The sequence below is a fragment of the Candidatus Pelagibacter sp. uisw_098 genome (genome assembly GCF_059512505.1).
Genome location: NZ_CM183454.1, coordinates 994,694 through 1,021,178, shown reverse-complemented (window position 1 = coordinate 1,021,178; position 26,485 = coordinate 994,694). Strand labels below are relative to the sequence as shown.

The 26,485-nt window shown below is 27.7% G+C and carries 23 protein-coding genes, 2 tRNA genes and 1 other RNA gene; 24 read left to right on the top strand and 2 right to left on the bottom strand.

Annotated elements, in window-relative coordinates; all coding sequences use genetic code 11:
- Positions 1–26: 26 nt before the first annotated feature.
- From AC5YF9_RS05520 to AC5YF9_RS05500, 5 genes are all read left to right on the top strand, one after another.
- Positions 27–488 (top strand): GatB/YqeY domain-containing protein, encoded by a 462-nt coding sequence (locus tag AC5YF9_RS05520; RefSeq protein WP_415303689.1) that lies wholly within the window; start codon positions 27–29, stop codon positions 486–488.
- Positions 488–2,263: a DNA primase gene (dnaG, locus tag AC5YF9_RS05515; protein WP_415303688.1), complete on the top strand. Its 1,776-nt coding sequence runs from the start codon at positions 488–490 to the stop codon at positions 2,261–2,263. Before AC5YF9_RS05520 ends, dnaG begins: the two co-directional genes overlap by 1 nt.
- A 66-nt stretch (positions 2,264–2,329) precedes the next feature.
- Positions 2,330–4,150 carry an RNA polymerase sigma factor RpoD gene (rpoD, locus tag AC5YF9_RS05510; RefSeq protein ID WP_415303687.1) on the top strand — a complete coding sequence of 607 codons (1,821 nt, stop codon included), beginning with the start codon at positions 2,330–2,332 and terminating at the stop codon, positions 4,148–4,150.
- A 31-nt stretch (positions 4,151–4,181) separates the two neighbouring features.
- Positions 4,182–4,256 (top strand) — tRNA-Val (locus tag AC5YF9_RS05505).
- A 65-nt stretch (positions 4,257–4,321) separates the two neighbouring features.
- A tRNA-Ile gene (locus AC5YF9_RS05500) sits at positions 4,322–4,398 on the top strand.
- 22 nt (positions 4,399–4,420) lie between these two features.
- Here the strand turns inward: AC5YF9_RS05500 and AC5YF9_RS05495 are convergent.
- A complete protein-coding gene (locus AC5YF9_RS05495) occupies positions 4,421–5,017 on the bottom strand; it encodes an MlaC/ttg2D family ABC transporter substrate-binding protein (protein WP_415303686.1) in 597 nt (198 codons plus the stop codon).
- Positions 5,018–5,030: 13 nt separating this feature from the next.
- Positions 5,031–5,816: an MlaA family lipoprotein gene (locus tag AC5YF9_RS05490; RefSeq protein WP_415303685.1), complete on the bottom strand. Its 786-nt coding sequence runs from the start codon at positions 5,814–5,816 to the stop codon at positions 5,031–5,033.
- A 68-nt stretch (positions 5,817–5,884) separates the two neighbouring features.
- Here AC5YF9_RS05490 and AC5YF9_RS05485 point away from each other — a divergent pair, with 68 nt between their 5' ends.
- From AC5YF9_RS05485 to AC5YF9_RS05395, 19 genes are all read left to right on the top strand, one after another.
- Positions 5,885–6,628: an N-acetylmuramoyl-L-alanine amidase gene (locus AC5YF9_RS05485; protein ID WP_415303684.1), complete on the top strand. Its 744-nt coding sequence runs from the start codon at positions 5,885–5,887 to the stop codon at positions 6,626–6,628.
- Positions 6,629–6,670: 42 nt separating this feature from the next.
- An RNA gene (gene rnpB, locus AC5YF9_RS05480) (RNase P RNA component class A) lies at positions 6,671–7,026 on the top strand.
- Between the two features lie 256 nt (positions 7,027–7,282).
- The gene (mraZ, locus tag AC5YF9_RS05475) at positions 7,283–7,750 is read left to right on the top strand and encodes a division/cell wall cluster transcriptional repressor MraZ (protein WP_415303683.1); all 468 of its coding nucleotides are present in this window, start codon (positions 7,283–7,285) and stop codon (positions 7,748–7,750) included.
- A 2-nt stretch (positions 7,751–7,752) separates the two neighbouring features.
- A complete protein-coding gene (gene ftsZ / locus AC5YF9_RS05470) occupies positions 7,753–9,243 on the top strand; it encodes a cell division protein FtsZ (protein WP_415303682.1) in 1,491 nt (496 codons plus the stop codon).
- An 18-nt stretch (positions 9,244–9,261) separates the two neighbouring features.
- Positions 9,262–10,272 carry a 16S rRNA (cytosine(1402)-N(4))-methyltransferase RsmH gene (gene rsmH / locus AC5YF9_RS05465; RefSeq protein WP_415303681.1) on the top strand — a complete coding sequence of 337 codons (1,011 nt, stop codon included), beginning with the start codon at positions 9,262–9,264 and terminating at the stop codon, positions 10,270–10,272.
- Positions 10,269–10,580, top strand: coding sequence for a cell division protein FtsL (locus AC5YF9_RS05460; RefSeq protein ID WP_415303680.1), 312 nt, complete (start codon positions 10,269–10,271; stop codon positions 10,578–10,580). Before rsmH ends, AC5YF9_RS05460 begins: the two co-directional genes overlap by 4 nt.
- On the top strand, positions 10,570–12,252 hold the full coding sequence (locus AC5YF9_RS05455) for a peptidoglycan D,D-transpeptidase FtsI family protein (protein ID WP_415303679.1): 1,683 nt from the start codon (positions 10,570–10,572) through the stop codon (positions 12,250–12,252). The genes AC5YF9_RS05460 and AC5YF9_RS05455 overlap by 11 nt, the downstream gene beginning before the upstream one ends.
- A 7-nt stretch (positions 12,253–12,259) precedes the next feature.
- A complete protein-coding gene (locus tag AC5YF9_RS05450) occupies positions 12,260–15,106 on the top strand; it encodes a UDP-N-acetylmuramoyl-L-alanyl-D-glutamate--2,6-diaminopimelate ligase (protein ID WP_496169862.1) in 2,847 nt (948 codons plus the stop codon).
- Positions 15,096–16,181 (top strand): phospho-N-acetylmuramoyl-pentapeptide-transferase, encoded by a 1,086-nt coding sequence (gene mraY, locus AC5YF9_RS05445; protein ID WP_496169860.1) that lies wholly within the window; start codon positions 15,096–15,098, stop codon positions 16,179–16,181. The genes AC5YF9_RS05450 and mraY overlap by 11 nt, the downstream gene beginning before the upstream one ends.
- The gene (gene murD, locus AC5YF9_RS05440; RefSeq protein ID WP_415303675.1) at positions 16,181–17,452 is read left to right on the top strand and encodes a UDP-N-acetylmuramoyl-L-alanine--D-glutamate ligase; all 1,272 of its coding nucleotides are present in this window, start codon (positions 16,181–16,183) and stop codon (positions 17,450–17,452) included. The genes mraY and murD overlap by 1 nt, the downstream gene beginning before the upstream one ends.
- Complete coding sequence (locus AC5YF9_RS05435; RefSeq protein ID WP_415303674.1) at positions 17,445–18,569, top strand: FtsW/RodA/SpoVE family cell cycle protein; 1,125 nt, start codon at positions 17,445–17,447, stop codon at positions 18,567–18,569. Before murD ends, AC5YF9_RS05435 begins: the two co-directional genes overlap by 8 nt.
- Positions 18,570–19,649, top strand: coding sequence for a UDP-N-acetylglucosamine--N-acetylmuramyl-(pentapeptide) pyrophosphoryl-undecaprenol N-acetylglucosamine transferase (locus AC5YF9_RS05430; protein WP_415303673.1), 1,080 nt, complete (start codon positions 18,570–18,572; stop codon positions 19,647–19,649). It abuts the gene before it with no gap.
- Entirely contained in the window at positions 19,630–21,024 is a 1,395-nt protein-coding gene (gene murC / locus AC5YF9_RS05425) for a UDP-N-acetylmuramate--L-alanine ligase (RefSeq protein WP_496169858.1), read from the top strand. Before AC5YF9_RS05430 ends, murC begins: the two co-directional genes overlap by 20 nt.
- Entirely contained in the window at positions 20,994–21,932 is a 939-nt protein-coding gene (murB, locus tag AC5YF9_RS05420) for a UDP-N-acetylmuramate dehydrogenase (RefSeq protein WP_415303670.1), read from the top strand. Before murC ends, murB begins: the two co-directional genes overlap by 31 nt.
- Positions 21,933–21,934: 2 nt before the next feature.
- A complete protein-coding gene (locus AC5YF9_RS05415; RefSeq protein WP_415303669.1) occupies positions 21,935–22,849 on the top strand; it encodes a D-alanine--D-alanine ligase in 915 nt (304 codons plus the stop codon).
- Positions 22,830–23,504 (top strand): cell division protein FtsQ/DivIB, encoded by a 675-nt coding sequence (locus AC5YF9_RS05410; protein WP_415303668.1) that lies wholly within the window; start codon positions 22,830–22,832, stop codon positions 23,502–23,504. The genes AC5YF9_RS05415 and AC5YF9_RS05410 overlap by 20 nt, the downstream gene beginning before the upstream one ends.
- Complete coding sequence (locus AC5YF9_RS05405; RefSeq protein WP_415303667.1) at positions 23,504–24,613, top strand: cell division FtsA domain-containing protein; 1,110 nt, start codon at positions 23,504–23,506, stop codon at positions 24,611–24,613. Before AC5YF9_RS05410 ends, AC5YF9_RS05405 begins: the two co-directional genes overlap by 1 nt.
- Positions 24,614–24,677: 64 nt before the next feature.
- Positions 24,678–25,598: a UDP-3-O-acyl-N-acetylglucosamine deacetylase gene (gene lpxC, locus AC5YF9_RS05400; protein WP_415303666.1), complete on the top strand. Its 921-nt coding sequence runs from the start codon at positions 24,678–24,680 to the stop codon at positions 25,596–25,598.
- A 38-nt stretch (positions 25,599–25,636) separates the two neighbouring features.
- Positions 25,637–26,485, top strand: coding sequence for an outer membrane protein assembly factor BamD (locus tag AC5YF9_RS05395; RefSeq protein ID WP_415303665.1), 849 nt, complete (start codon positions 25,637–25,639; stop codon positions 26,483–26,485).

The following is a 26,485-nucleotide window of genomic DNA, read 5'->3' as shown; positions in this document are numbered from 1 at the left end:
ATCTTTGAAGTACATTGAAAATTATTATGACATTGAGAGAAACAATAGAAACAAACTACAAAAGTTCTTTAAAATCAAAAAATAAGATGGAAATCTCAACCTACAGGTTAATTTTATCTTCAATTAAAGATCTAGATATTCTCAATCGATCTGGAGCGGGTAAGAGAGAAACAGATGATGGGGATGTAAAGAAGCTTTTGAAAAAAATGATTAAGCAACGAGTCGAATCAATCGAAATCTATACAAAGAATGACAGGAAAGATTTATTAGAAGTGGAGCAAAATGAATTTGATCTCTTGTCTAGTTTTTTACCCAAACAACTAAATGAAGAAGATACAAAAAAAATATGCATTGATACAATAAGTAAGTTAGGTGCAGAATCCATTAAAGACATGGGTAAAGTAATGGGTGAACTAAAAAAATCATACCCAGATAATTTAGATTTTGCTAAAGCTGGTCCATTACTTAAAGAACTATTAAATAAATAATGAAATATCCAAAAGAGTATTTAGACGAAATAAAAACTCGTTTAAAAGTCTCAACAGTAGTTTCTAAATCTGTTAGTTTAAAAAAAAGAGGTAAAGAGTTTGTGGGTCTATCTCCTTTTAAAACAGAAAAAACACCCTCTTTCACAGTAAATGATGAGAAGGAATTCTATCACTGTTTTGCAACATCCGAGCATGGAAATATTTTTGATTTTGTTATGAAAACTCAAAACTTGAAATTTGGTGAAGCTGTTAAAGCTCTGGCAAATCTTGCAGGAATGAGACCTTATACATTTTCAAAGCAAGATGAAGAAAGGGAAAAAAATTGGCAAGAGTATTGTTCTATTTATAATCAATACGTTCAATTTTACCACGATGAAATTTTAAAAAACGAAAGTTTAACCATTGCCAGAGATTACTTAAAAAAAAGAAGTCTTAGTAAAAATGAAGTTAAAAATTTTAAAATTGGATTTGTAGAAAGGAATTCTAACTTTTATGAAAAATTAAAAAATGATTTTAGCGAAAAAGTTTTAGTTGAAAGTGGACTTTTTTACCTAGATGAAAAAAAAAATACATATGTAGAAAGATTTAGAGACAGAGTTATATTTCCAATTAATAATATCTCGGGTCAACCTATAGGATTAGGGGGGAGAACCATTCAGCAGAATACTTATTTAGCAAAATATATTAATTCACCTGAAACGCCTTTTTTTAAAAAAGGTTCAAACTTGTATAATTTAGATTTAGCTAGAAAATTATCTAATAAAATAGATCACGTATATCTTGTAGAGGGCTATATGGATGTTGTTGGCTTAAGTAAGAATGGAATTGCAAACGTTGTTGCAAATTTAGGAACCTCTTTAACTGACAGGCAAATTTTAATTCTTAATCAATTTTTTGACGACATAATTATTTGCTTTGATGGTGATGAGAGTGGGTATAAAGCAGCACTTAGAGCGGCTGAAAATTCAATTAAAGAATTACAGCCAGAAAAACAAATTTCGTTTCTTTTTTTACCAGATGGGGAAGACCCAGATAGTTATGCAAACAAAAATGGTAAGGCAAACTTTATTGATTTTACAAAACAGGCAAAAATTTCAATTCATCAATTTATATTTAATCATTATAAGCAGCAAACAGATAACAACCCTTCGTCGATGGCTATATTCGAAAAAAAATTGAGATCTATTGCTGGAACTATAAAAGATGATTTTATTAAAAAGTATGTACTTGAGTTTTTTTTAGAAAAAATCTCATCATTAACACCGCATAGCAATGTTGGTAAAAAACAATTTTATACTAAAAAAATTAAATCATTACAATCTACGCAAAAACATTTCAATGAAAGTAAGCTGTTAAGCGGAGTAGAGCTTAAAGAGTTTTCATTGCTTTATTTGATAATGAATAATTTAGACATATTTCAAGAAAATATTCATTTGATTGAAAATATAGAATTATTTAGTGATGATAATAAATTAATTCTTGAAACACTTATAACAAAATTAAAAAGTGGTGAAAAGCTGACCCTTCAAGAAATACCAATTGACCCACAATTGACTGAAAAAATTTTTAAATTTGCTTCCATTAAGCATATTTTAAATAGCCATCAAAATGATCAAAATAAGATGTTTGAATTATTAGAGGAAGTTTCAAGAGACCTTAAAAACTATGATTTAGAGTTCAGAATTGAGGAGCTTGAATCGAAGTTTTCTAAGGATTTAAGTGAAAACACTTTTAATGAAATAAGAGAGCTAAAAAAACAAAAAAACATCAATTAAAACAAACAAAAAATACATGGATTTTTCTAAAATTGCGCTTATATAAGTCATCTCAAATATACTATTGTGGAAAGAATAATTACAAAATCATTTGCTAGACTTATGGGTCGTGGAACCCATAGAGGATTTATAACTTTTGACGAGTTGAATAAATCTTTAGGTAAAAGAAATCTTTCAGACGAAAATCTAGAACAAGCATTTATGCACATCCTGGATGAAAATGTTGCCTTAGTAGAAAAAAAATCTGATTTTAAGGTTTTAAGAAAAAAAGAAAATTCATCAAAAGAAGAGGGTAAAACTATTGAAAAAAGTGATGACCCAATAAGAATGTATTTAAGAGAGATGGGTGGAGTTGAACTTTTATCTCGTGAAGGAGAAATTGCAATTGCAAAAAGAATAGAAGCAGGAAAAGATGTGATGTTAATCGCGTTAGCACAAAGTCCTATCACAGCCCAACAATTTTTTGAATGGGATGAAAAACTTCACAAAGATGAAATTTTAGTTAGAGAAATTATAGATATTGATACCAATTATATGGAAGATGCAAGTACAGGTCCGAGTGCTAAGCAAAGAAATTCTGGAGAAACAGATAAAAATGAAGAAAGCAATGATGATGATGAGTTTAATCCTACACTTGCTGCAATGGAAACTGAGATTAAGCCTAAAGTCTTAAAAACTGTTAATACATTAACTAAAGAGTATGGAAAATTAATTAAATATCAAAAAGAAAAATTAGATTGTATTTTAAATTCAGTAATTTTTTCAACAGCTAAAGAAAAAGGATACGAAAAAATTGTAAGTGATATTCTAGAAAACATTAAATCACTTCAACTATCTCCATCTGTAACAGAAGAATTGGTTCAAAAACACTATGTTGAAAATAAAAAGATTGTTTCATTGGAGGGAAACCTTTTGAGATTGGCAATGGATCAAAAAATACCAAGAAATGAGTTTATTAAGTTTTATATAGGCAATGAAATAAATCCAAATCTTAAAAAGTTTCTTGATACCAATCCTATGTGGAAACAGTTTTTTTCTAAAAATAAAGATGAGTTTAAAAACATAAGAGAAAGACTGATTGAGATAAGTCATAAGCTCGGAATTTCTGTTACAGATTATAAAAAATTAGTTAGTAGAATTCAAAAAGGTGAAAAAGAATCTAGAATAGCAAAAAAAGAAATGGTTGAAGCTAACTTAAGATTAGTAATTTCAATTGCAAAAAAATATACCAATAGAGGTCTTCAATTTTTAGATCTTATTCAAGAAGGAAATATCGGTCTTATGAAGGCTGTAGATAAATTTGAATATAGAAGAGGTTACAAATTTTCAACTTATGCCACATGGTGGATAAGACAGGCCATCACAAGATCTATTGCCGACCAAGCACGAACAATAAGAATTCCAGTTCATATGATTGAAACAATTAATAAAATTGTGAGAACTCAAAGATTAATTTTAAGTGAGTTTGGTAGAGAAGCTACTCCAGAAGAACTAGCTCAAAAATTAAGAATGCCTTTAGATAAAGTTAGAAAAGTTCTAAAAATTTCGAAAGAACCTGTTTCTTTAGAAAAACCAGTGGGTGACGAAGAGGACAGCAGTCTAGGAGATTTTATTGAGGACACAAAAGCTTTGGCACCTTTAGAGCAAGCGATTAAATCTAATTTAAGTGAAGCGACTACTAAAATTTTATCAACTTTGACGCCAAGAGAAGAGAGAGTTCTAAGAATGAGATTTGGTGTTGGAATGAATACAGATCATACTCTTGAAGAAGTAGGTCTACAATTTTCAGTAACTAGAGAGCGTATCAGGCAAATTGAGGCAAAAGCGCTTAGAAAATTGAAACACCCAAGCAGATCCAAACAATTAAAAAGCTTTTTAGAAAGTTAAAATTTCAAAGGGACTGTAGCTCAATAGTAAAGGGACTGTAGCTCAATAGTAGAGTACTGCATTGACATTGCAGGGGTAGTTGGAGCGTAACCAACCAGTCCCACCATTCTTAATATTTTTAGCTATGCTAGACATCTGTTACATTATAATATATTTAAAGCTTAATTTTTAGGGCCTGTAGCTCAGTTGGTTAGAGCAGTACACTCATAATGTATTGGTCCCAGGTTCGAGTCCTGGTGGGCCCACCAAAAATTATCTTTTATTCTGTGATTATTTAATGAATTCTTTTAAAGAAGCAAAAAGAGCATTGATATCTCCATCATTACTTTGAATTATAGAGGAGAACTCTTCTTTTTGAGTTCTTGCAAGGCTTAAACCTTCAATGATCAAGTTCATTATTAAGGGGTTGTCAGGATTTTTTGTACTAACTCTCCAATCAATTTTAACTTCGGGCCTTTGTTCTGTTGAAACTAAAATACTTGAAACCATTGTATAATTTTTATTTAATTTTTTTTTAGAAACTACCTCTATCTCTGGATTTGAATACTCAGCAAGCCTACTAGAAAAACTTTTTAAGAAATATTGTCTAAATAAAATTTTGTATTCTATCATCTGACCATCTGTAATCTCATTCTTGTAAGATCCTAAGGTATAACGGCCTATACCATCAATATCTACAGTTTCACTTGCAATCTCTTTAAGTTTTTCTATTTTTTTTTCTATTGAATATTTATTATTTAATGCTTCAGAGGCTCTGTTTACTGTTGACTGAACAAATACATCTGGTTCTATTGAATAAGAATAATTAACACTAATTATATTAATAATAATGAAGGTAAGTAACGTTAAAAACTTTTTTGATCTCATTAAGTTTTTTAATTTATTGAGTTTCTATTTCTTCCCAATCACTGTCATTTTGGGTTTCAGTTATTGAATTAGAGTTGGCTATTTTTTGTTGTCTATCTTGTAAATACAAACTTCTAACTGAAGCATAAAAATCCATAGAGTTTTTTTCTAGATTATTTAATGAATCTATATTTTTTGCTCTAAAATCTATTCCAGTTCCTAATCTTGATGCGTAATAATCAAAATCAGAAAAATGTTGAGTATTATTAGCTACAGTTACATTGTACCAAACATCTCCACCTAATACATTTGCAAATGATCCAACGGTATCTCTAACTGTTGATGGTCCCAAAACAGGCAAAACAATATAGCACCCTGCGCCAACACCCATTGCACCAAGTGTTTGACCGTAATCTTCTTTTTCGTATCCTGGAAAACCAATTTTTTTAGCTACATCAAATAATCCTACAACTCCGACTGTTGTATTCACAATAAATCTACCCGTGTTAATCCCAGCTTTTTTAAATTCTCCTTGGAGAATATTGTTTGGTATTGTTAAAAGTGTAGAAAGATTATCTAGTGTATTGCTTGTTCCAGCTCTAACCGGAGAAGGTAAAATTCTGTAGGTTTTTGCAACTGGTTCAAAAATTACACTATCTAAAACTTGGTTTAATTTAAACGTTGCTCTGTTTAAATTCTCAAAACAATCTTTAACATGTCCAGAATTTTTTTTAGATAAGCTGTTTTCACCATCTGTGCCAGCACTCACACTTGAAGCTAATATTAAGCTTATTAAAGATGTCATTAAAATTTTTTTCATATTACCTGATTATATAATGTATATTATGTTAAAGTAAATCTAGATTTAGCTCTAAATATGTCGCAAAAATGGCTTTAAAAACATTATTAAATTATTCTCCAAGCTTTAATCCTAAAAAAAGAATCTCAAAGCAAATCAAGTTGATTATCTTTCATTATACTGGAATGAAAAATGAATCTGCTGCTGTGAACAGACTCACGGATATACAATCTGAGGTTAGTTGCCATTACTTAATTAAAAATAATGGAGAAATTGTCAAGATGGTGCCCGATTTATATGTAGCTTGGCATGCTGGCAAATCTTCATGGAGGAATTTTAAATCTTTAAACCAAAATTCTATCGGAATTGAGATTATAAATCCAGGTCACGAGTTCGGTTACAAAAAATTTTCTAAAAAACAGGTTACTTCTCTTTTAAAGCTAAGCAAATTTTTAATAGACAAATATAAGATTAGCCACAAAGGTATTTTAGGACACTCGGATATAGCACCAGAAAGAAAAAAAGACCCTGGAGAAAAATTTCCATGGGAGTATTTATCTAAAAATAAAATAGGTTTATGGCACACATTAAAGAAACAAGAGTTGGTGAAAAATAGAAATTTTAGAACTAACCAAATAGAAAAAAAAATTTTTCTTAATAATTTGTTTAAGATTGGATATTCAAAAAAAATTCCAAAAGATCTAAATAAAGACAGATATTTAAAGGACATAATCAGAGCTTTTCAAAGAAGATTTAGACAAGAGTTAATTGATGGTAAAATTGATAGAGAATGCTTGCTTATTAGTAAAAATCTTCTCAAGAGATATAATTAAATTTTTCTTGAAGTTCTATGGTTTAGTAATAAATTGCTTTCGCTAGATGAACGACTTGTCGCTTTAATTTATTTAAAGAGGAAAGTCCGGGCTCCGCAAAGACACAGTGCCAGGTAACACCTGGCGGGGGAAACCCTAGGGATAGTGCCACAGAAAATATACCGCCATAACATGGCAAGGGTGAAAAGGTGTGGTAAGAGCGCACCGGTTCTATTGGTAACAATGAACGCTGGAAAACCCCACTGGGAGCAAGACTAAGTAGAGATGACATTGTTGCAAAACTAAAAGCCGTCTTTGGCTAGTCATCAGGGTTAGTTGCTTGAGCTTAAGAGTGATCTTAAGCCTAGAGAAATGATAGGTTTAAATGACAGAACCCGGCTTATAGTTTGTCTAGCAAACTTATCCACAAGAAACATTTTCTAAATGTATGAATGTTCACCTTTTGATTCATAATTGAATCATTTTTGTTCTTATTTTTAGCCCTAGAATTATATTGAGTTGAAGCTAAAAATTGATTTTAGACTTAATGAAGATACATAAAAGTTATACACAATTATTAACAAATAGGTCCAAAACGAACATATTGACACTATAGTTAAAAACCCATATTGTCCCATATATTCCCAAATATGGAATTTATGAAATATAAAAAATATGTTTTTATCTACTTACGAGAACAAAATAGACAAAAAGGGAAGGGTGTCTGTGCCTGCTAGTTTTAGGTCTCACCTTTCTAACTTAGGGTACAATGGTGTTATCTGTTATCCCTCATTTAATAATCAGTCTATAGAAGCCTGTTCACAAGATAGAATTGAAAAACTTTCTACAAGTATAGACTCATTAAGTCCGTTCGAGGAAAAAAGAGATTATTTTGCAACATCAATTTTATCTGAAAGTATAAATTTACAATTTGATAGTGAAGGTAGAATTTCATTATCAACAAAATTATTAAAACATGCAAAAATAAAAAACAGCATGTTCTTTGTTGGCCAGGGTCAAACATTCCAAATATGGGAACCTGCAGCATTTGAGAAATTTAAGATCAACGCAAGAAAAAAAGCAAATCTAAATCGTGCAAGTCTTAAATGGGAAAAACATTTTAATAACAATGAGGGGAAATAAAAATGACAATTAACTTTAAATCACCAGAAATAAAAGAATTACAACCAAGACTATTAGTAGTCGGAGTTGGCGGAGCAGGCGGAAATGCACTTAATGAAATGATTGATAATGGACTTCAAGGAGTAGAGTTCATAGCAGTAAATACAGATGCTCAAGATTTAAAGTTAAGTAAAGCTAAAGCAAGAATTCAAATTGGCCTAAGTTTAACAAAAGGTTTAGGTGCTGGAGCAAAGCATGACATTGGTCAGGCAGCCGCAGATGAGTCTTTGAATGAAATTGTAAATACGCTTCAGGGTGCAAACATGGTTTTTATAACTGCCGGCATGGGTGGTGGAACTGGAACAGGTGCTGCACACGTTATTGCAAGAGCGGCTAAAGAATTAAATATTTTAACAGTAGGTGTTGTGACACTTCCTTTTTTATATGAAGGACCTTCAAGAATGAGAAGAGCTCAACAAGGTTTAGAAGAATTAAGAAAACATGTGGATACAATTATTGTAATTCCAAATCAAAACCTATTTAAAATTGCAAACGAACAAACTACATTTGAAGAATCGTTTAATCTTTCAAATAATGTTTTAATGCAAGGTGTGCAAAGTGTAACTGATTTAATGGTTAGACCGGGCATAGTTAATTTAGATTTTGCTGACGTTGAAACTGTAATGGCTTCAATGGGTAAAGCTATGATGGGAACTGGTGAAGCTGAAGGAGAAGGTAGAGCAGCAAAAGCAGCAGATATGGCAATTAGCAATCCATTAATTGATGACTACACTTTAAAAGGTGCCAAAGGATTATTGGTAAATATTACTGGTGGTAAGGACCTTAAACTTTTTGAAGTTGATGAAGTAGTAAACAAAATAAGAGCTGAAGTAGACCCAGAAGCTGAAGTTATTATTGGAGCTATCACTTCTGCAGATCTTGAAGGAAAAATCAGAGTTTCAATTGTTGCAACAGCACTAGACGGACAACAACCAGAAAGTAAATCTGTAATCAATATGGTTCATAGAATACAGAATAGAAATCCTGGTTATTCAGACTTCAATGCTGCAGGTTCAGCACAATCATTTAACTTCTCACCTACAATGACTAGCCCTATTTCTCATGGCGCTAATGCATTGAAATTGGAAAATGAAATTATTGCAGAACCAGTTACAAATAACCCTGCATCAGAAATTATGAGTGAACAGGCTGCTACAAATGAAGAAGTTGGGAGTATTATTGAGGAAAATCAATCAAATGATTATGAACAATCTTTTTCAGAAGAAGAGCATAGTGCCACTAATGAAATTGAAGAAAACAACTCAACAGAAGAAGATCATATTTCTAATGGACTTGAAAATTTTGGTGTAGAAGGTGAAAGTGCTCCAGATTTATTTAGTTCAGACAATGAAAGTACAGAAACAGAAGGATTATTATCCACAGAGATTAATGAAAATATTTCTGAAGATGATGATCTAGAAATTCCAGCATTTTTAAGAAGACAAAAAAATTAATGGTTTTCAAAAAAATACATGATAGCCACCATAATACCAGATGTGAGAAGTCACTATCCGGTATTGCTAACTGAAATAATTAGCATTATTACCCCTCAATATGGTGGCACATTCATTGACTGCACGTTTGGTCAAGGCGGATATACAAAGCGAATTCTAAACTTTGAAAAGACAAAAGTTATTGCTCTTGATAGAGATTTAGAAAGTTTAAAAAAGGCTGAAGAAATTCAAAACGAATTTAAAGATAGATTTTTATTTAAAAATATTAAATTCAGTGAATTAAATAATTTAAAGTTAAAAAATGAAAACATAAAAGGAGTAATTTTTGATTTAGGTTATTCTTATACACAAATAAAAGATCCTAAAAAAGGACTCTCTTTTGAGACTATTGGTGAACTTAACATGAAGATGGGAATAAATGATTTTTCTGCAAAAGAAGCAATTAATAATTTAGAGGAAAAAGAGCTTGCTCAAATATTTAAATATTTTGGAGACGAAAAAGATAGCAACAGAATAGCACATAATATTGTAGAGGATAGAGCAACCAGAAAAATAACAACAGAAGAACTGGTAAGAATCATTGAATCATCAAAACGAAAAAAAAATTTAAAAACACATAGTGCAACAAAAGTTTTTCAGGCATTAAGAATATTTGTTAATAAAGAAATTAGTGAGTTAATTTATGGATTAATTAATGCAGCAAAAGTTGTTAAAAAAGATGGCGTGATAGCAGTTGTCACATTTCATTCACTAGAAGATAAAATAGTAAAATATTTCTTTAAAAGTTTATCAGAAAATAAAAGCGTTTCTCGATATATGCCAAAGGTTGAAGAGCAGATTAATTTATTCAAATCTATTAATAGAAAACCAATTGTTCCATCTGAAAAAGAAATTCGAGAAAACCCACCCTCTAGGTCAGCAAAATTGAGATATGTTATTAAAAAAGAAGACTTTTACAATTTTGAAACAGATATTTTAGAGAAGTTTGATCATCTAATTAAAATTGAAAATTTTTCTAAAAAATTATGAAGAAAGTAGTATTTGCAATTATTTTTGTATTAATCCTAGCCACATCATTAGTAAAAAATTCTACAAAAGAAATAGAGGATAAAATTTTTATGGTAAATGAAAATATTAGACCTTTAAAATCAGAGTTAGGAGATTTGCTTTTAGAGTATAATTATTTAAGCTCACCAGATAAATTAACTCAATATCAAACTAAATATTTTGAAGAAGATTTAATAAAAATTGATATTACAAAAATCAAAAAGCTTACAAAAAAAAACAATCATATAAAAGTAAGTGACTTTATAGAGAAAATTATTGATGAACGATAAAAGAAATAATGTTTTTTTAGAGGAGTATGAAAATGAATTTTCATATAAGAAAAGTAAAACAAATCTAAATATAGAATTTAATAGAATTGCCTTTATTTTCTTTGTATTTTTAGTAATTTCAACAATCTACTCAATACAACTTCTCCATTTAGGGTCATTAAAGATAGAGAGTGAAATTAAGTCTTTAATTACAAAAAAAAACTACAGAGCAGATATAATAGATAGAAATGGAAACTATTTAGTTAAAACAGTTAGTTCCATAGATATTGGGATTAATCCTATAGAAGTGATAGATAAAAAAAAACTTTTAATTAATTTGCAGTTAATATTCCCAAATAAAAATTACATTGAGATATCAAAAAAACTTAAAAAAAATAAATATTTTTATTTAGAAAAAAAAATAACGGCAGATGATTATGAAAAAATAATGATGCTTGGAGATAAGTCAATTAAGTCTGAAGAAAAATTAACAAGAATATATCCTCATAAGAATCTTTTTAGTCATATTATTGGGCAAATAGATGATGACAATAATGGAATATCAGGTTTAGAAAAATCTTTTGATAATAAATTAAAGCAAATAAAAAAACCACTTCAATTAACTGTGGACACCGACATACAATTTTTAATTAGGGAAGAGTTAATAAAGTTTCATTCGGTATTTAGAAGCAAGGGCAGTACGGCAATTTTAATGAATGTTAATAATGGAGAGATTATTTCAATGGTTTCATATCCAGACTTTGATCTTAATAAAAGAGAAACAGTAAGTGATGTAAATTTTATAAATAGAGCTACTAAAGGTGTTTATGAATTAGGATCAGTTTTTAAAACCTTTACAGTAGCGGCAGGGTTAGAGGAAGGTTTAATTAAAACAGATACAGAATTTTTAAATTTAGAAAAAAGACTAAAATGTGGAAAAAATATAATTTCAGAATATGATAAAAAAATTCCATCAAATCTTACGGTTGAGCAAATTTTAATTAAATCAGGTAATATAGGCTCAGTTAGAATCGGGCAAAAACTTGAAATTGACAAATTAAAATTATTTTTGGAAAAAATAGGTGTTTTAAATAAAATAGATTTTGATATTGAGGAAGTTGGTGAACCAATTCCTTTTAGATGGGGAAAATGTAAACTAGCAACAGTCTCATTTGGACATGGTATAACTACAACGCCGCTACAACTAGCAAAAGGTTACGCAATTATTGCAAATGGGGGCTTTAAAATTAAACCAAGTCTTATTAAAAAAACTTTAGAAGACAATCAAAATAAAAAAAGAATTATCAAAGAAGGCATTTCAAAACAAATAAATGAAATATTAAGAAAAATTGTAGCAACAAAAGAGGGTACGGCAGGATTTGCAAATATAAATGGATATGAGGTTGGTGGCAAAACAGGAACAGCAGAAAAAGCTATAATTGGAGGCTATACACGAAAAGCAAAAATAAATACTTTTGCATCCATATTTCCAACATCTAAGCCTAAATATGTAATGGTAGTATTGCTAGACGAACCAAAAACATCTGAAGACTATATTTATGAATATAAGAACAAGAGCGGGTCTTATAAAGGGACACCATTTAATACTGCTGGATGGACATCGGTTGAAGTTGCTGGAAAGATTATACAAAAAATCGGGCCTATTTTAGCCACAAAATATAAGGAAAATTAGCTCATTCATGATCATTGGGAATTTTATTAAAGGAATAGAATTAAAACATAGAAATCATTATTTTTCGGGTATTTGTTTTAATAGCCTAAAGTGTAAAAAAAATAATATTTTCTTTGCGATAAAAGGAATCAAAATAGATGGAAATAAATTTATCAACCAAGCGATTCAAAAGGGTGCAAAAACTATTATTTCCAATCAAAAATTTGAAGGCATAAAAAAAAACATATTATTTATAAGATCTTCAAACGTAAGAAAATCTTTATCTGAATTTGCTTACACAATTTATAAAGTCAAACCAAATAATATAATTGCAGTAACAGGAACAAATGGAAAATCTTCAGTCGCTGATTTTTATTTTCAAATTTTAAGATTAAATAAAAAAAAAGTAGCATCAATTGGAACCCTAGGTGTTAAAACGCAGAACTATATAAAAAAAGTTTCAAACACAACTATTGATCCAATTGCCTTAAATATAATTCTGAATAAACTTAAGAAAGAAAAGATTAATGATGTTATATTGGAGGCATCTAGTCATGGACTTAAACAGAATAGATTAGATGGTTTGAGGTTTAAAACAGGTATATTTACAAATTTATCTCATGATCATTTAGATTATCACAAAACATTTAGTAATTATCTTAAATCAAAATTATACCTTTTTGAAAAATTACTCAAAAAAAAAGCTAACATAATTACTGATATAGAAATTCCTCAATATAAGAAAATTAAAGAAATAGCCTTAAAAAATAAATTCAATATTGAAACAATTTCAAATAATAATAGTAATTTAGAAATAATTTCTCATGAATATCATAACGAAAAACAAATAGTTAAAATAAGATATAATAAAAATATTTATAAATTTGAAACAAGCTTAATAGGAAAGATTCAAATTAAAAATATTTTAATGGCAATGATAGCTGCAACCAAGAGTAGCTTAAGTTTTAAAAAGATAATTAATACAATTGATAATCTAAAACCAGTAAGTGGAAGATTAGAACAAGTTGGAATTATTAAAAACAACTCAAAAGTTATATTGGACTATGCACACACGCCTGATGCACTAGAAGCATCTTTAAAGAGTTTAAGAGAACAATTTAAATATAGAAGAATTTCGATAGTTTTTGGGTGCGGTGGAGACAGAGATAAAGCAAAAAGACCAATGATGGGTAAAATTGCTAATCAATATTGTGATAGAATTTATTTAACAGATGATAATCCAAGACATGAAAACCCAAAAACAATAAGAAATTCTATAAGAAAAAATATCAATAAATCTAAAATTTATGAGACTTCTAATAGAGCTAATGCTATCAAGAAAGCAATATTTGCAATGAAAACAGGTGATATTTTAATTGTTGCAGGTAAGGGGCATGAAAAAATTCAAGAATATAAAAAAATAAAAAAACTATTTTCTGATCAGGAACAAATATTAAAAAATATTAAAATTAAAAATAAAACACTTTCAAGTAATCTTAAATTAAATATTTTAAAGGAATTGAGTAATTCAAATAATATTTCGTTAAATCTAGAGATTAATAATGCATCAATTAATTCCAAAGTAATTAAAAAAAATAATGTTTTTTTTGCACTCAAGGGTAAACATAAGAATGGTAATTTATTTGTTAAAGAGGCCCTTGCCAAGGGAGCATCTCTAGCAATAGTTAATAATCAAAAAAAATCTAAGAAAAAAATAGTAGTAAAAAATACTTTAAAATTTTTAACAGAAGCATCCTCTATTTTAAGAGAAAACTTATCAAGTAAAATTATATCAATAACAGGCAGTTGTGGAAAAACTTCACTTAAAGAATTAACAGGAAGATCCTTGGGTAAAATTAGTCAAACTACCTATTCTCCTAAATCATTTAATAATAAATTTGGTGTTCCATTAAGTCTATTTAATTTAAAAAAGAATGATGAGTTTGGTATTTTTGAGATTGGAATGGATAAGAAAGGAGAAATTGATTATTTATCTAAAATTATCAAACCTGATGTTGGTGTTATTACAAATATTTCCTATGCTCATATTAAAAATTTTGAAAATATTAAACAAATAGCTTTAGCTAAATCAGAAATTATTAAAAATATAAAAGATGATGGTTACCTTATTTTAAACAGAGATGACAAGTTCTATAATTTTCATAAAAAAATAGCTTTAAAAAGAAATCTGAAAATTCTCTCTTTTAGTTTAAAGAATAAAAGTGCAACAACTAATTTAGATTCAATTTCAAAAGAAAAATCTAAATATAAAATCTCTATAAATATTAATAAAATAAAAAAATACTTTTATTTAACTTCTTTTTTTGAAAATGATCTTAAAAATCTTTTAGCAACAATTACAATTATATCAATTTTTAAAGATATACATAAATTAGATAAAAATATTTTTTATGACCATAAGGCAACTAATGGTCGAGGCGACACAATGAAAGTAAAGTTGTTTAAAAAATTTTTTTATCTTGTTGATGAAAGTTATAATTCAAACCCATTATCATTAAAATCAGCGTTAAAAAATTTTGATATGATTAAAGTTGATAATTCAAAAAAACATGTAGTACTTGGTGATATGTTGGAACTTGGTAAATATTCGAAAAAATTACACGTGGAAATTGGAAAAAATATTAACAAAACATCTCTTACAAATATTAATGTTATTGGTGGGCATGTTAAATGGATTTTCAATAACCTTAATAAAAACAAAAGAGGGATTGTTATTAAAAAGAAATCTCAAATAATTGATTTGATTAAAAACAATTTAAATAATAATGATTATTTAATGATTAAAGGTTCTAACTCAACAGGTCTTAACAGCCTATCCAATCAAATAAAAAGAGGTAAGATTAATGCTTTATAATTTTATTTCTCAATTTGTGGATCAATACAGCTTCCTTAATGTGTTCAAATATCTTACCTTTAGAACGGGGTTAGCGATGTTTACATCGATGATTATAGTCTTATTAGTGGGTACGCCATTTATTAAATTTTTTTCTGCAAGACAAATCTTAGATCCAATAAGAGAAGATGGTCCATCAGAGCATATTGTAAAGAAAATTGGAACTCCCACAATGGGAGGTGTTTTAATATTGTTAGGTTTATTTTCGGGTATACTTTTATGGGGTGATTTATCTAATTATCACATATGGTTTTTACTCTATATAGTTACAAGCTTTGGTTTACTAGGGGCCTACGATGATTATAAAAAAATTGAGTTTAAAAATTCGTCTGGTATTTCATTTAGATTTAAGCTTATTGCGCAAATCTTAATAGCAACAATTGGTATATTTACATTGTCGCAATTATCCCAAAATATTGAATTAACAAATTTATACTTTCCATTCTTTAAAAATTTAATTGTAAACTTAGGCTGGTTCTTTATACCATTTTCGATATTCATAATTGTAGGATCTTCAAACGCAGTTAATCTAACTGATGGACTTGATGGATTGGCAACGGTACCAGTTATATTGGTAGCAGGATGTTTTGCATTTATCAGTTATGTCACAGGAAATATAGTATTTTCAGAATATTTGAATATACCTTATCTAGAAGGCATGGGAGAGGTGGCTATTTTTTGTGGATCAATTATTGGAGCATGCCTAGGTTTTTTATGGTTTAATGCACCACCTGCTAAAATATTCATGGGTGACACAGGATCTTTAGCGCTTGGCGGATCATTAGGTGCTATTGGGATAATCACTAAACATGAAATAGTTTTGGCAATAACTGGTGGCTTATTTGTTTTAGAAGCTGTTTCAGTTATTGTGCAAGTAATATCTTTTAAGCTGACAGGAAAAAGAGTTTTTAGAATGGCTCCTATTCACCATCATTTTGAAAAAAAGGGTTGGCCAGAATCCACTATTGTAATTAGGTTTTGGATTATTGCAATAATTCTTGCAATGATTGGTTTGGCGACATTGAAACTTAGATAATGTTAAATAATTTAAATATTTTTTATAAGAAAAAAATTTTAATTTATGGTCTAGGAAAAAGTGGCTTATCTGTTCTTAAATTTTTAAAGAAAGATAACGAAATCACTACACATGACGATAAAATAAGAGTTGATAGTAAAAAAATAACAAAAATTAAATTTGATTATATAATTATTAGCCCAGGAATAGACATTAATAAATGCAAATTAAGTAAATTTTTAAAGAATAATTCTAAAAAGATTTATACGGATTTAGATATTTTTTATAACCATTATAAGGAAAATAATAAGATAACAATCACTGGAACTAACGGCAAATCAACTACTGCTAAAATCTTATATGAAGCATTAAGGGATCAGAAAGTAGATGTTAGATTAGTTGGCAATATTGGTAATCCAGTACTCTTAGAGAAAAAAATAACAAATAAAACAGTTTTCGTAATAGAGGCCTCATCATACCAGTTAGAATACAGTAAATTATTCAAATCAAATATATCAGTAATTTTAAATATATCATTGGACCATCTTGAAAGACATAAGACTATAAATAAATATGTAAGTGCTAAATTTAAATTAATAAAAAATCAAACCAAAAAAGATTTTGCTATTTTAAATATAAAGAATTTTTATATTAAGAGAGAATTAGAATCTAAAAACTTTTTACCTAAAATAATAAAAATTGAAAAAAATATAGATAGTATTTTCTTAAAAAAAATAAATAATCAATATTTTAATACTGAAGGTAACAAGGAAAACTTAAACTTTATTTTAGCAATTGCTAAAATATTAAAGCTTAAAAAAGTTTTGCTAGTTAAAACATTAAAAAAATTTAAGGGATTAAAATATAGACAAGAAATAATTTTTAAGTCAAAAAAATTAGCGATTATTAATGATTCTAAGGCTACAACTTTTTCTTCATCTATCAGTTTGTTAAAATCTCTAACCAATGTTTACTGGATAGTTGGTGGTCAAGCTAAAAAAGGAGATAAATTCTTATTATCTAAAAAGAATTGTAAAAATATTAAAGCATATATTTATGGAAAGGATAAAAATTTTTTTATAGGTAAAATAAAAAAGTTAATGAAGTATGAATCTTTTATAGATTTAAAAAGTTTAGTCAAAAAATTATTTTCTGAGATTAAAGTTTCTAAAAATAGAACTCATAAAACAATTTTATTTAGTCCATCAGCAGCTTCATTTGATAATTTTAAAAACTTTGAGAAACGTGGGGAATATTTTAATCAGCTTATTAGAAAATATAAAAATGTTTAATTTTATTTCAATATATAAGTTTTATTATGAATGGTGGAAAAATATAGATAAAACAATTTTTATATTAATAATATTTTTATTTAGTTTGGGATTATTTTTTTCTTTAGTATCAACTTCCTTAATTGCCTCTGATAAATTAGACACTAATAATTATTTTTTCTTTTTTAAACATTTGGCATATATTTTTATTGGTATGATTGTTTTGATATTTTTTTCATCTCTTAGTAAGGAAAATTTATTTAAGATTTCTTTTTATTTTTTTTTTATATCTTTATTTCTTTTATTTTTAGTGCCAGTTTTGGGTATAGAAGTAAAAGGATCTAAAAGGTGGCTTAATTTTTTTTTTCTACCAAGATTTCAACCAATAGAGCTAGTTAAACCCTTTATAATTATTTTCATTTCTACAATTTTGTGTAGTGAAAAAAGTTTCAATATTTATTTTAAATATTTATTAACATTCATAGCTATTGTGCCTGCTTGCCTTCTATTAATGATGCAACCTGATATTGGCCAAACACTACTCATCTTCTTAGCTTGGGCTACTTTAGTTTTTATCTCTGGCATAAGTTTGCCAATAATCTTAACTTTTTTTTGTTTTTCATTATTATCTTTGGTTTATGTGGTTTTTTTTATCACTAAATTCGCTTATATCAAAAATAGGATTTTATCATTTTTTAATCCTAATGATGGAACGCATAACTTTCAATCTGATAAAGCAATTGATGCGATTAGTAGTGGTGGTTACTTTGGGAAAGGAATTGGTGAAGGTACTTTAAAAAACAGAGTACCTGAGGCCCACACAGATTATATTATTTCTGTAATATCGGAAGAATTTGGCGTTGTCACAATTGTACTATTATTGACTTTGTTCTTATTTTTTATCTACACCGTATTCAAAAAAATATATTTGGAAAAAAATGAAAAAATTAAATTAGTCTTAACTGGAACTATGTGTTTAATTATTTTCCAAGCTTTAATACATATCGGAGTTAATATTAGAATGTTTCCTACAACGGGCATGACTTTACCTTTTTTAAGTTATGGGGGCTCATCAATTGTAGGTGTATCAATATTATCTGGAATAATATTAAATTTAACTAAAAGAAAAATTGATTAAATGACAAAAAAAATTTTAATTAGCACGGGCGGATCAGGTGGTCATGTTGTGCCCGCAACTATATTGTACGAACATCTAAAAGATAAATTTGATGTATCAATATCTACAGATTATAGAGGCCTAAAGTTTCTTGATAAGGATAAGTATAACCTAGAAACTTTTAATATAATCCCAATATCAAAAAATATTTTTTTACTTCCTTTTCAGTTTTTTTTAATAATTTTTTTAATAATAAAATCTATTTTTTTTTTAAAAAAAAGAAAAATAGATATATTAATTTCAACAGGTGGCTATATGTCTCTGTCTTTATGCTTAGCTTCAAAAATTTTAAATATTAAACTTTTTTTATTTGAACCAAATATGGTTTTAGGAAGATCAAACAAATTTTTTATTAAATCATGCGAAAAAATTTTTTGCTATTCAGATAAAATTAAAAATCTTCCAAAAAAATATACAAGTAAAATCAGTGTAATCCCAGCATTATTAAGAAAAAAATTTTACGATATTAAAAAAGCTGACGGCATCGACAAAAACGTTAATTTATTGATAATAGGAGGAAGCCAGGGAGCAAAGATATTTGACACGATGGTTAAATCTTCAATAATCGAATTATCAAAAAAATACAGTTTAAAAATTTATCAACAGACCAATTCAGTTAATTTTGATGTGTTAAAAAAATTCTACAAAGATAATAATATTGATTGTGAGTTATTTGATTTTAATGGGGATATTTCAAATCTTATGAGTAAATCAAATATATGTATTAGTAGAGCAGGTGCCTCAACTTTAGCAGAGTTAGTCTTTTTAAATTTACCTTGTTTGGCAATACCGTTGCCCACTTCAAAAGATAACCACCAATTTGAAAACGCTTTTTTTTATAACGAAATTGGTTGCAATTGGATTTTAAATCAAAATGAAATCAATGATGAAGCTGTAACACATAAATTGTTTAATATTATAGATAACAAAGACGAACTCTTAGTTAAAAAAATAAATATGAAAAATTTTAGCTATCAAAATACATGGAATAATATAAATCAGAAAATTATATTTGTTATTAATGAAAATAGAACTAGCTAAAACTGAAATTATACATTTTGTTGGAATAGGCGGAATTGGTATGAGCGGTCTTGCGCTGATAATGAAAAGAATGGGCTTTAATGTTCAAGGTAGCGATGTTCTTATTAATAAGAACATTGAAAGATTAAAAAAAGACAAAATTAAAATTAAAATTAAACATACAAAAAAAAATATAATGAGAGCTACTATTGTAGTTATTTCATCTGCTATTAAAAAAAATAACCCAGAGTTAGTAGAGGCCAAAAAAAAACAACTTCCGATTTACAAACGTGGACAAATGTTGGCCAATATAGTGTCTTTGACTAAAAATATTGTTGTGACCGGATCTCATGGTAAAACTACAACAACATCTTTATTGGCATCAATATTTTCAAAAACTAAATTAGATCCAACTATCATAAATGGTGGCGTTCTTAACGCAATTAAAAGTTCAGCTAAACTTGGAAAAAGTGATTGGTGTATATTAGAAGCTGATGAGTCCGACGGTAGCTTTATTCATGTTCCACCAACCTATTCTATTGTTACAAATATAGATCGCGAGCATATGGATTATTACAATTCAATGAATGATCTTAAAAATTTATTTATAAAGTTTATTAATAAGGTTCCATCTTTTGGAAAATCATTTATTTGTATTGATAATAAAAATAATAATGATTTATTAAAAAAAATAAAAATAAAAAACTTCTATACATACGGTGTAAATTTAAAATCACAATTTCGTATTAAAAATATTAAACAAGTAAAAGAGTTTTCAGAGTATGATTTAGCAATTAAATTACCAGGAAAAAAAAATATAGTTATTAATAAAATTAAGATACCACTTCTTGGGATTCATAATATTTTAAATTCAACAGCAGCTACTGCTGTAGCAGTAACAATTGGAATTTCTCAAAATGTTATTAAAAAGGGATTGAGAGAATTCAAGGGTGTTCAAAGAAGATTTAACAAAATTTTTACATACAGAGAAACTACTTTTTATGATGACTATGCTCATCATCCAACAGAAATTATGGAAGTTTTAAATGGAGTGAGAGCCGCTTACATCAAAGAAGAAGTTATATGTGTATTCCAACCACATAGAATATCTAGATTAAAAGATCTCAAAAAAGAATTTAGCTTATCATTTAAAAAAGCTGATACTGTAATTTTATGTCCAGTTTATGCAGCAGGTGAAAAAATAAAATTAGGATTTAATTACAACGACTTTGCAAAAGAAATAATTAAAAACTCAAAGGTTAAGCTATTTATGGTTAGTGATCAATATGAATTAGCAAAGTTAATAAAAAATACTATTTATGGAAAAAAAATAGTTATTGGAATGGGTGCGGGTACTATTTCAGCATGGATGAGGAAATTACCAAGCTTAATATGATGCCATCAGAAGAACTAAAAAAATTTTCAAATGAAGTTAGTAGTAAAATTTATTTTGATTACAATTTAAAAAAAACAAATTGGTTTAATATTGGTGGTAAAGCTAAAATTTACTTTAGACCCGATAATTTACTTGATCTGATATTGTTTTTAAAACTATTTGGAAATAAAGAAAAAATTCATATTTTGGGAGCAGGATCAAATACACTTATAAGTGACAATACATTTAATGGTGCAGTTATTAAATTAGGAAAAAATTTTTCTAATATTTCAATATTACCTAATGGTGTAATAGTTGCGGGCAGTGCATGCCTGGATAAAAAATTATCAGATTTTGCCTTAGAAAATGAAGTAGGAAATTTTGAGTTTTTAGCGTGCATACCCGGGACTGTTGGTGGTGGACTAAAGATGAATGCAGGATGTTTTAATAAGGAATTTAAAGACATACTGATCTCAATACAGGCAATTGACAAACAAGGTAGAGTATTAACAATACCAGCAAACAAAGTTATTTTTAAATATAGAAACAATGACTTGTCTGATGATTTAATATTTTTAAGCGCCTCTTTTAAAGGTAAAAAAAAAGATAAAGATAAAATTATAAAAGAAATTTTTGAATTAAAAAATAGAAAAGAAAGTACCCAACCAACAAAAATTAAAACTAGCGGTAGCACGTTTAAAAATCCAATTAATCAATCTGATAAAAAAGTTTGGCAACTAATAAAAGAATCAGTATCACTAGATACAAGTTTTGGAGATGCGTGCATTTCAGATAAACATTGTAATTTCTTTGTAAACAAAAATAATGCTAGCTTTAAAGATATGAGTAAATTGATAAAATTTGTTCAGGACGCAGTTCAAAAAAAAACAGGCATTATTTTAGAAAAAGAAATTAAGATACTGGAATAATTATGAAAAAAAGAATTTTAGTACTTTGTGGAGGAATATCCAAAGAACGTTTAATAAGCTTGGATACAGGAAAACAAGTAGCCAACGAATTAAAAAAAAACAAATATAGTGTTATAACTTGTGAACCCGATCACACTTTATTGAAAAATATAAAACTATTTAAACCAGGTATAATTTTTAATGCATTGCATGGACAGTTTGGAGAGGATGGTTATATTCAAACATTTTTAGAAACTCAAAAAATTCCATATACTCATTCAGGTGTGATTGCTTCTTCCATAGCAATGGATAAAGAAATTTCAAAAAAAATTTTTATTAAAAATAAAATATTAACTCCAAAATATATTAAATTAGATTATAAAAAAAAGAAAAATAATATTATTAAAATTATTGAAAAAAAATTAAAATTTCCTGTTGTCATAAAACCAATTAACGAAGGATCAAGTGTACATGTATATATTTGTACTAAAAAAAATATACTCAAAAATTTAAAAATATTAAGTACATATAATCAAATTTTGATTGAGGAATTTATTCCAGGCAGAGAGATACAGGTAGCTATAATGGGAGCTAAAACATTAGGTGCAATTGAACTGGAGCCAAAGAGAAAATTTTATGACTATGAAGCGAAATATAATTCAAGTGCAAAAACAAAACATATAATTCCCGTAAATCTTGGTAAAAAAAACTTGCAAAAAATCACAAATATTACCCGTAAGGCTCATCAACTTATTGGTTGTAAGGGGGTTACTAGATCAGACTTTAAGTTTTATAAAGGAAAATTTTATTTATTAGAAATTAATACACAGCCAGGAATGACTAAACTTTCTTTAGTTCCTGAAATAGCCAACTATGCGGGCATAAGTTTTATACAATTAATTGAATGGATTTTAAAAGATGCATCAATTAATAGATAAAAAAAATAAGATAATAGTGTATTTATTGTTCTTATTGATATTAAGCACAACAAGTGGAAAATTTTTAGAAAATCAAAATAATTACCCCTCTTTAGATAGTCAAATTAATATTGAGGGACTTTCAAGCATCGATAACTTAAAGATTTCCAATGAATTAAAAAATATATTTTATAAAAATATATTATTAGTTAAAAAAGAAGAAATTCAAAGAGTTATAAATAAACATAATATTATAGAAGAGTATAGTGTTAAAAAAATTTACCCTTCAACAATTAATATAATCATAAAGCCAACAAAATTTCTTGCGAGACTTTCTAGTAATGATCAATTGGTTGGAGCAAATGGTAAACTTATTGATGATAAAGAAAATAATGAGATATTGCCCTATATATTTGGACAATTCAATTCTAGCAATTTTTTACATTTTAAAAAAAATATTCTGCAATCTAAATTTGCCTTTACTAACTTTAAAACATTATATTTTTTCCCATCAAATAGATGGGATATTTTAACCACTGATGATATTTTAATTAAGTTACCTCAGGATAATCTTTCTGAATCACTTAATCTTTCCTATAAGATTATAAGTGGTAATGATTTCAAAAATAAAAATTTTATTGATTTAAGAATAAATAATCATTTAATTATAAAATAATGAATAACGGAAATTTTCAAACCTTTTTTGACTGTGGTTTTTCCAAGATAAGAGCAGGTACATTTAATACAAGTAATAATAATGAAGCTTTTTATTTTGAAAGTGAATTTTTTACAGATCAATCAAATTTAGAGTTAAAAATTAAAAAAATTATTACCTCTCTTGAAAAAAACACAAACAAATATATCGATAATATAAATTTGATGATAGATAGTCCTAAAGTGTTGTCAGTTGGTATTTCATTATCTAAAAAGTTTGATGGTTCTAAATTAAAACAGGCAAATATTCAATTCTTAGTTCAAGAGGCCAAACAACAAATATTGAAATATTATAAAAATCATAATATCGCTCATATTATTATCAATAATTATAAAATTGATAGTGTTAATTACTCTTATCTGCCTGATGAAATTAAATGTGATTTTATATCTTTAGATATGCTTTTTATCTGTCTACCAACTGACTTAGTAGTTTATTTCAAAAATATTTTTTCAAAAGCTAATATTTTAGTTGATCAAATAATTTGTTCAAGTTATGCAAAATCAATTAATTATAAAGATGAACTGAATCCAAGTGGGCACACATCATTTATTGATATTGGATTTAACAGAACATCAGTAATCTCTTACTTTAATGAAAAAATTCTCTCCTTAGATGTTTTGCCTCTTGGTGGTAATCATATTACTAGAGATATTTCAAAAATTTTAGAGTTAGATTTGGAAAGATCAGAGAAAGCTAAACGTAATTTTAGTCAGGGCCATAAACTTCCAAATTATTTGAATATTTCAGTAGAGACTCTCCAAAAAATAATTTTTGCTCGAACTGAAGAAATACTTAAATTATGTGTCAAATCTGCAGAGTCAACCTCTCTTACTTCAGTTCGGTTTAAGATGGTATTAATGGGTGAGGGTTCAAAAATACTTGAGAATCAACACAAAGATATAATTTCTATTTCAAATGATATAGATTTTTTAGAGGAAACTTCAGAAGGTATTTGTCAGTCGGGACTTAAATTTACAACAAGGCCAAATAAACAAGAGGTTGTAGTGATACCAAAAAGACAAATAAAACATGGTTTTTTTGAAAAGTTTTTCCATTTTTTTAGATGAAATAGTATTTTCTCGTAACATTTCTTGTTTTTCTTAATTGAGTTCAATTATTTATAAGAATTTCATGTCTGTTTTAAATCAAAAAACCATTAATAAAGATATTACTTTCAAGGGTGTTGGCTTGCATAACGGTCTAGCAGTAACAATGACTGTAAAACCAGCAGAACCAAATTCTGGAATTCTTTTTAAAAGAATAGATCTTAAGAAAAATAACATAATAATACCAAATATATTTAATGTTAGCAGCGCTGTATTCTGCACAACTATCTCAAATGAAACTGGTGCTAGCGTTTCCACAATAGAGCACTTAATGGGAGCTTTATACGGGCTTGGCATTGATAACGCATTAATTGAAATTGATAATCAAGAAGTACCAATTTTAGATGGTTCAGCAAAACTATTTATTGAAGCAATTGCCCAAACTGGAATTAAAAATAGCAATGCCCCAATTAAGATAATTAAGATTGAAAAGAAAATAGAATTCAATGATGGCAATAAAACAATTTCTATTGAACCAAGTAAAATCAGTCTAGATATAGATTTTGAGTTAAAATATGAAAATGAATTAATAGCAACCCAAAGAAATTTAGTTAAAGTTTATGAATCTGATTTAACAGATGTTTACAATTCTAGAACCTTTTGTTTATTTGAAGATATAGAAAAATTGAAAGAAATGGGGTTAGCAAAAGGTGGAAGTCTTGATAACGCAATAGTTGTTAAAAAAGATGAAATTTTAAATGAAAATGGTCTTAGAAATGAAAAAGAATTTGTAAATCATAAAATTTTAGACTGCATGGGAGACTTATATTTGGCTGGTTATAAAATAATTGGAAAAATTATTTGCTCTCAAGGAGGTCACAAACTTACAAATCAATTATTAAGAAAAGTTTTTCAAAATGATGAAAATTTTTCATTAATAGAAATTACAGAAAAGCATTTGCCAAATACTTTTATTAATAAAAGTCATTTAAAGTCTATAGCTTAAAAAATAGAGTTTTACTCACAATCTGCTAGAATAAGATAATGATTTCTAAATTTAAATTTTCACTCATTATAAGCTTGTTTTTATTACTTTACTCTTGTGGAGATAAAACAAAAAAAATATCAAAAATTGTAGAAGTTGATATGGAATCACAAATGTCAAATGCTTACAAGGAGGGTTATATTGAGTTAAAAGCAGGTGATGTTTTATTGGCTGCAAAAAAATTTAATGAAGCAGAACTTTTATACCCTCAGTCCCCTTGGGCACCAAAATCAGCAATTATGGCAGCTTATGCATATTACACGCAAGATTATTATAGTGACACAGTTTATGAGTTAGAGAGGTATTTAAAAACTTACCCTAATCATAAAGATAAAGTTTATGCACATTTTCTATTAGGTATGACTTTTTATGTACAGATAGTAGATGAAAAAAAAGACTTAAAATCAATACTAGATGCAAAAAAACAATTTGAACTAATAATTAAAGAGTACCCCACTACTGAATTTGCAATTGATGCAAAATTTAAAATTAATCTTATTAATGAAATCCTTGCATCAAAGGAAATGTATTTAGCTAGATATTATTTAAATAAAAGCAAATGGATACCGGCTTTAAATCGATTTAAAACAGTTGTTAATGAGTACAATACAACCATTTATACCGAAGAAGCACTTCACAGACTGGTAGAGATCAATTATAAATTAGGCTTAACAGAAGAGTCAAAAAAATATGCCAACACATTGGGTTATAACTATCAATCATCAGATTGGTATAAAAATACTTATAAGGTTTTCAACAAAAACTACAGGGATGGCATTAAAGAATTGCAAAAAGATAAAAAAGAAAAAATAGGTTTAATAAAAAGATTCAAGAGATTATTCGAATAA

Bases quoted from the DNA above. Each gene is read 5' to 3' on its own strand.
- AC5YF9_RS05520 (WP_415303689.1), top strand. From the start codon at position 27: ATGACATTGAGAGAAACAATAGAAACAAACTACAAAAGTTCTTTAAAA.
- dnaG (WP_415303688.1), top strand. From the start codon at position 488: ATGAAATATCCAAAAGAGTATTTAGACGAAATAAAAACTCGTTTAAAA.
- AC5YF9_RS05495 (WP_415303686.1), bottom strand. From the start codon at position 5,017: ATGAGATCAAAAAAGTTTTTAACGTTACTTACCTTCATTATTATTAAT.
- AC5YF9_RS05490 (WP_415303685.1), bottom strand. From the start codon at position 5,816: ATGAAAAAAATTTTAATGACATCTTTAATAAGCTTAATATTAGCTTCA.
- AC5YF9_RS05485 (WP_415303684.1), top strand. From the start codon at position 5,885: ATGGCTTTAAAAACATTATTAAATTATTCTCCAAGCTTTAATCCTAAA.
- mraZ (WP_415303683.1), top strand. From the start codon at position 7,283: ATGTTTTTATCTACTTACGAGAACAAAATAGACAAAAAGGGAAGGGTG.
- ftsZ (WP_415303682.1), top strand. From the start codon at position 7,753: ATGACAATTAACTTTAAATCACCAGAAATAAAAGAATTACAACCAAGA.
- rsmH (WP_415303681.1), top strand. From the start codon at position 9,262: ATGATAGCCACCATAATACCAGATGTGAGAAGTCACTATCCGGTATTG.
- AC5YF9_RS05460 (WP_415303680.1), top strand. From the start codon at position 10,269: ATGAAGAAAGTAGTATTTGCAATTATTTTTGTATTAATCCTAGCCACA.
- AC5YF9_RS05455 (WP_415303679.1), top strand. From the start codon at position 10,570: ATGAACGATAAAAGAAATAATGTTTTTTTAGAGGAGTATGAAAATGAA.
- AC5YF9_RS05450 (WP_496169862.1), top strand. From the start codon at position 12,260: ATGATCATTGGGAATTTTATTAAAGGAATAGAATTAAAACATAGAAAT.
- mraY (WP_496169860.1), top strand. From the start codon at position 15,096: ATGCTTTATAATTTTATTTCTCAATTTGTGGATCAATACAGCTTCCTT.
- murD (WP_415303675.1), top strand. From the start codon at position 16,181: ATGTTAAATAATTTAAATATTTTTTATAAGAAAAAAATTTTAATTTAT.
- AC5YF9_RS05435 (WP_415303674.1), top strand. From the start codon at position 17,445: ATGTTTAATTTTATTTCAATATATAAGTTTTATTATGAATGGTGGAAA.
- AC5YF9_RS05430 (WP_415303673.1), top strand. From the start codon at position 18,570: ATGACAAAAAAAATTTTAATTAGCACGGGCGGATCAGGTGGTCATGTT.
- murC (WP_496169858.1), top strand. From the start codon at position 19,630: ATGAAAATAGAACTAGCTAAAACTGAAATTATACATTTTGTTGGAATA.
- murB (WP_415303670.1), top strand. From the start codon at position 20,994: ATGGATGAGGAAATTACCAAGCTTAATATGATGCCATCAGAAGAACTA.
- AC5YF9_RS05415 (WP_415303669.1), top strand. From the start codon at position 21,935: ATGAAAAAAAGAATTTTAGTACTTTGTGGAGGAATATCCAAAGAACGT.
- AC5YF9_RS05410 (WP_415303668.1), top strand. From the start codon at position 22,830: ATGCATCAATTAATAGATAAAAAAAATAAGATAATAGTGTATTTATTG.
- AC5YF9_RS05405 (WP_415303667.1), top strand. From the start codon at position 23,504: ATGAATAACGGAAATTTTCAAACCTTTTTTGACTGTGGTTTTTCCAAG.
- lpxC (WP_415303666.1), top strand. From the start codon at position 24,678: ATGTCTGTTTTAAATCAAAAAACCATTAATAAAGATATTACTTTCAAG.
- AC5YF9_RS05395 (WP_415303665.1), top strand. From the start codon at position 25,637: ATGATTTCTAAATTTAAATTTTCACTCATTATAAGCTTGTTTTTATTA.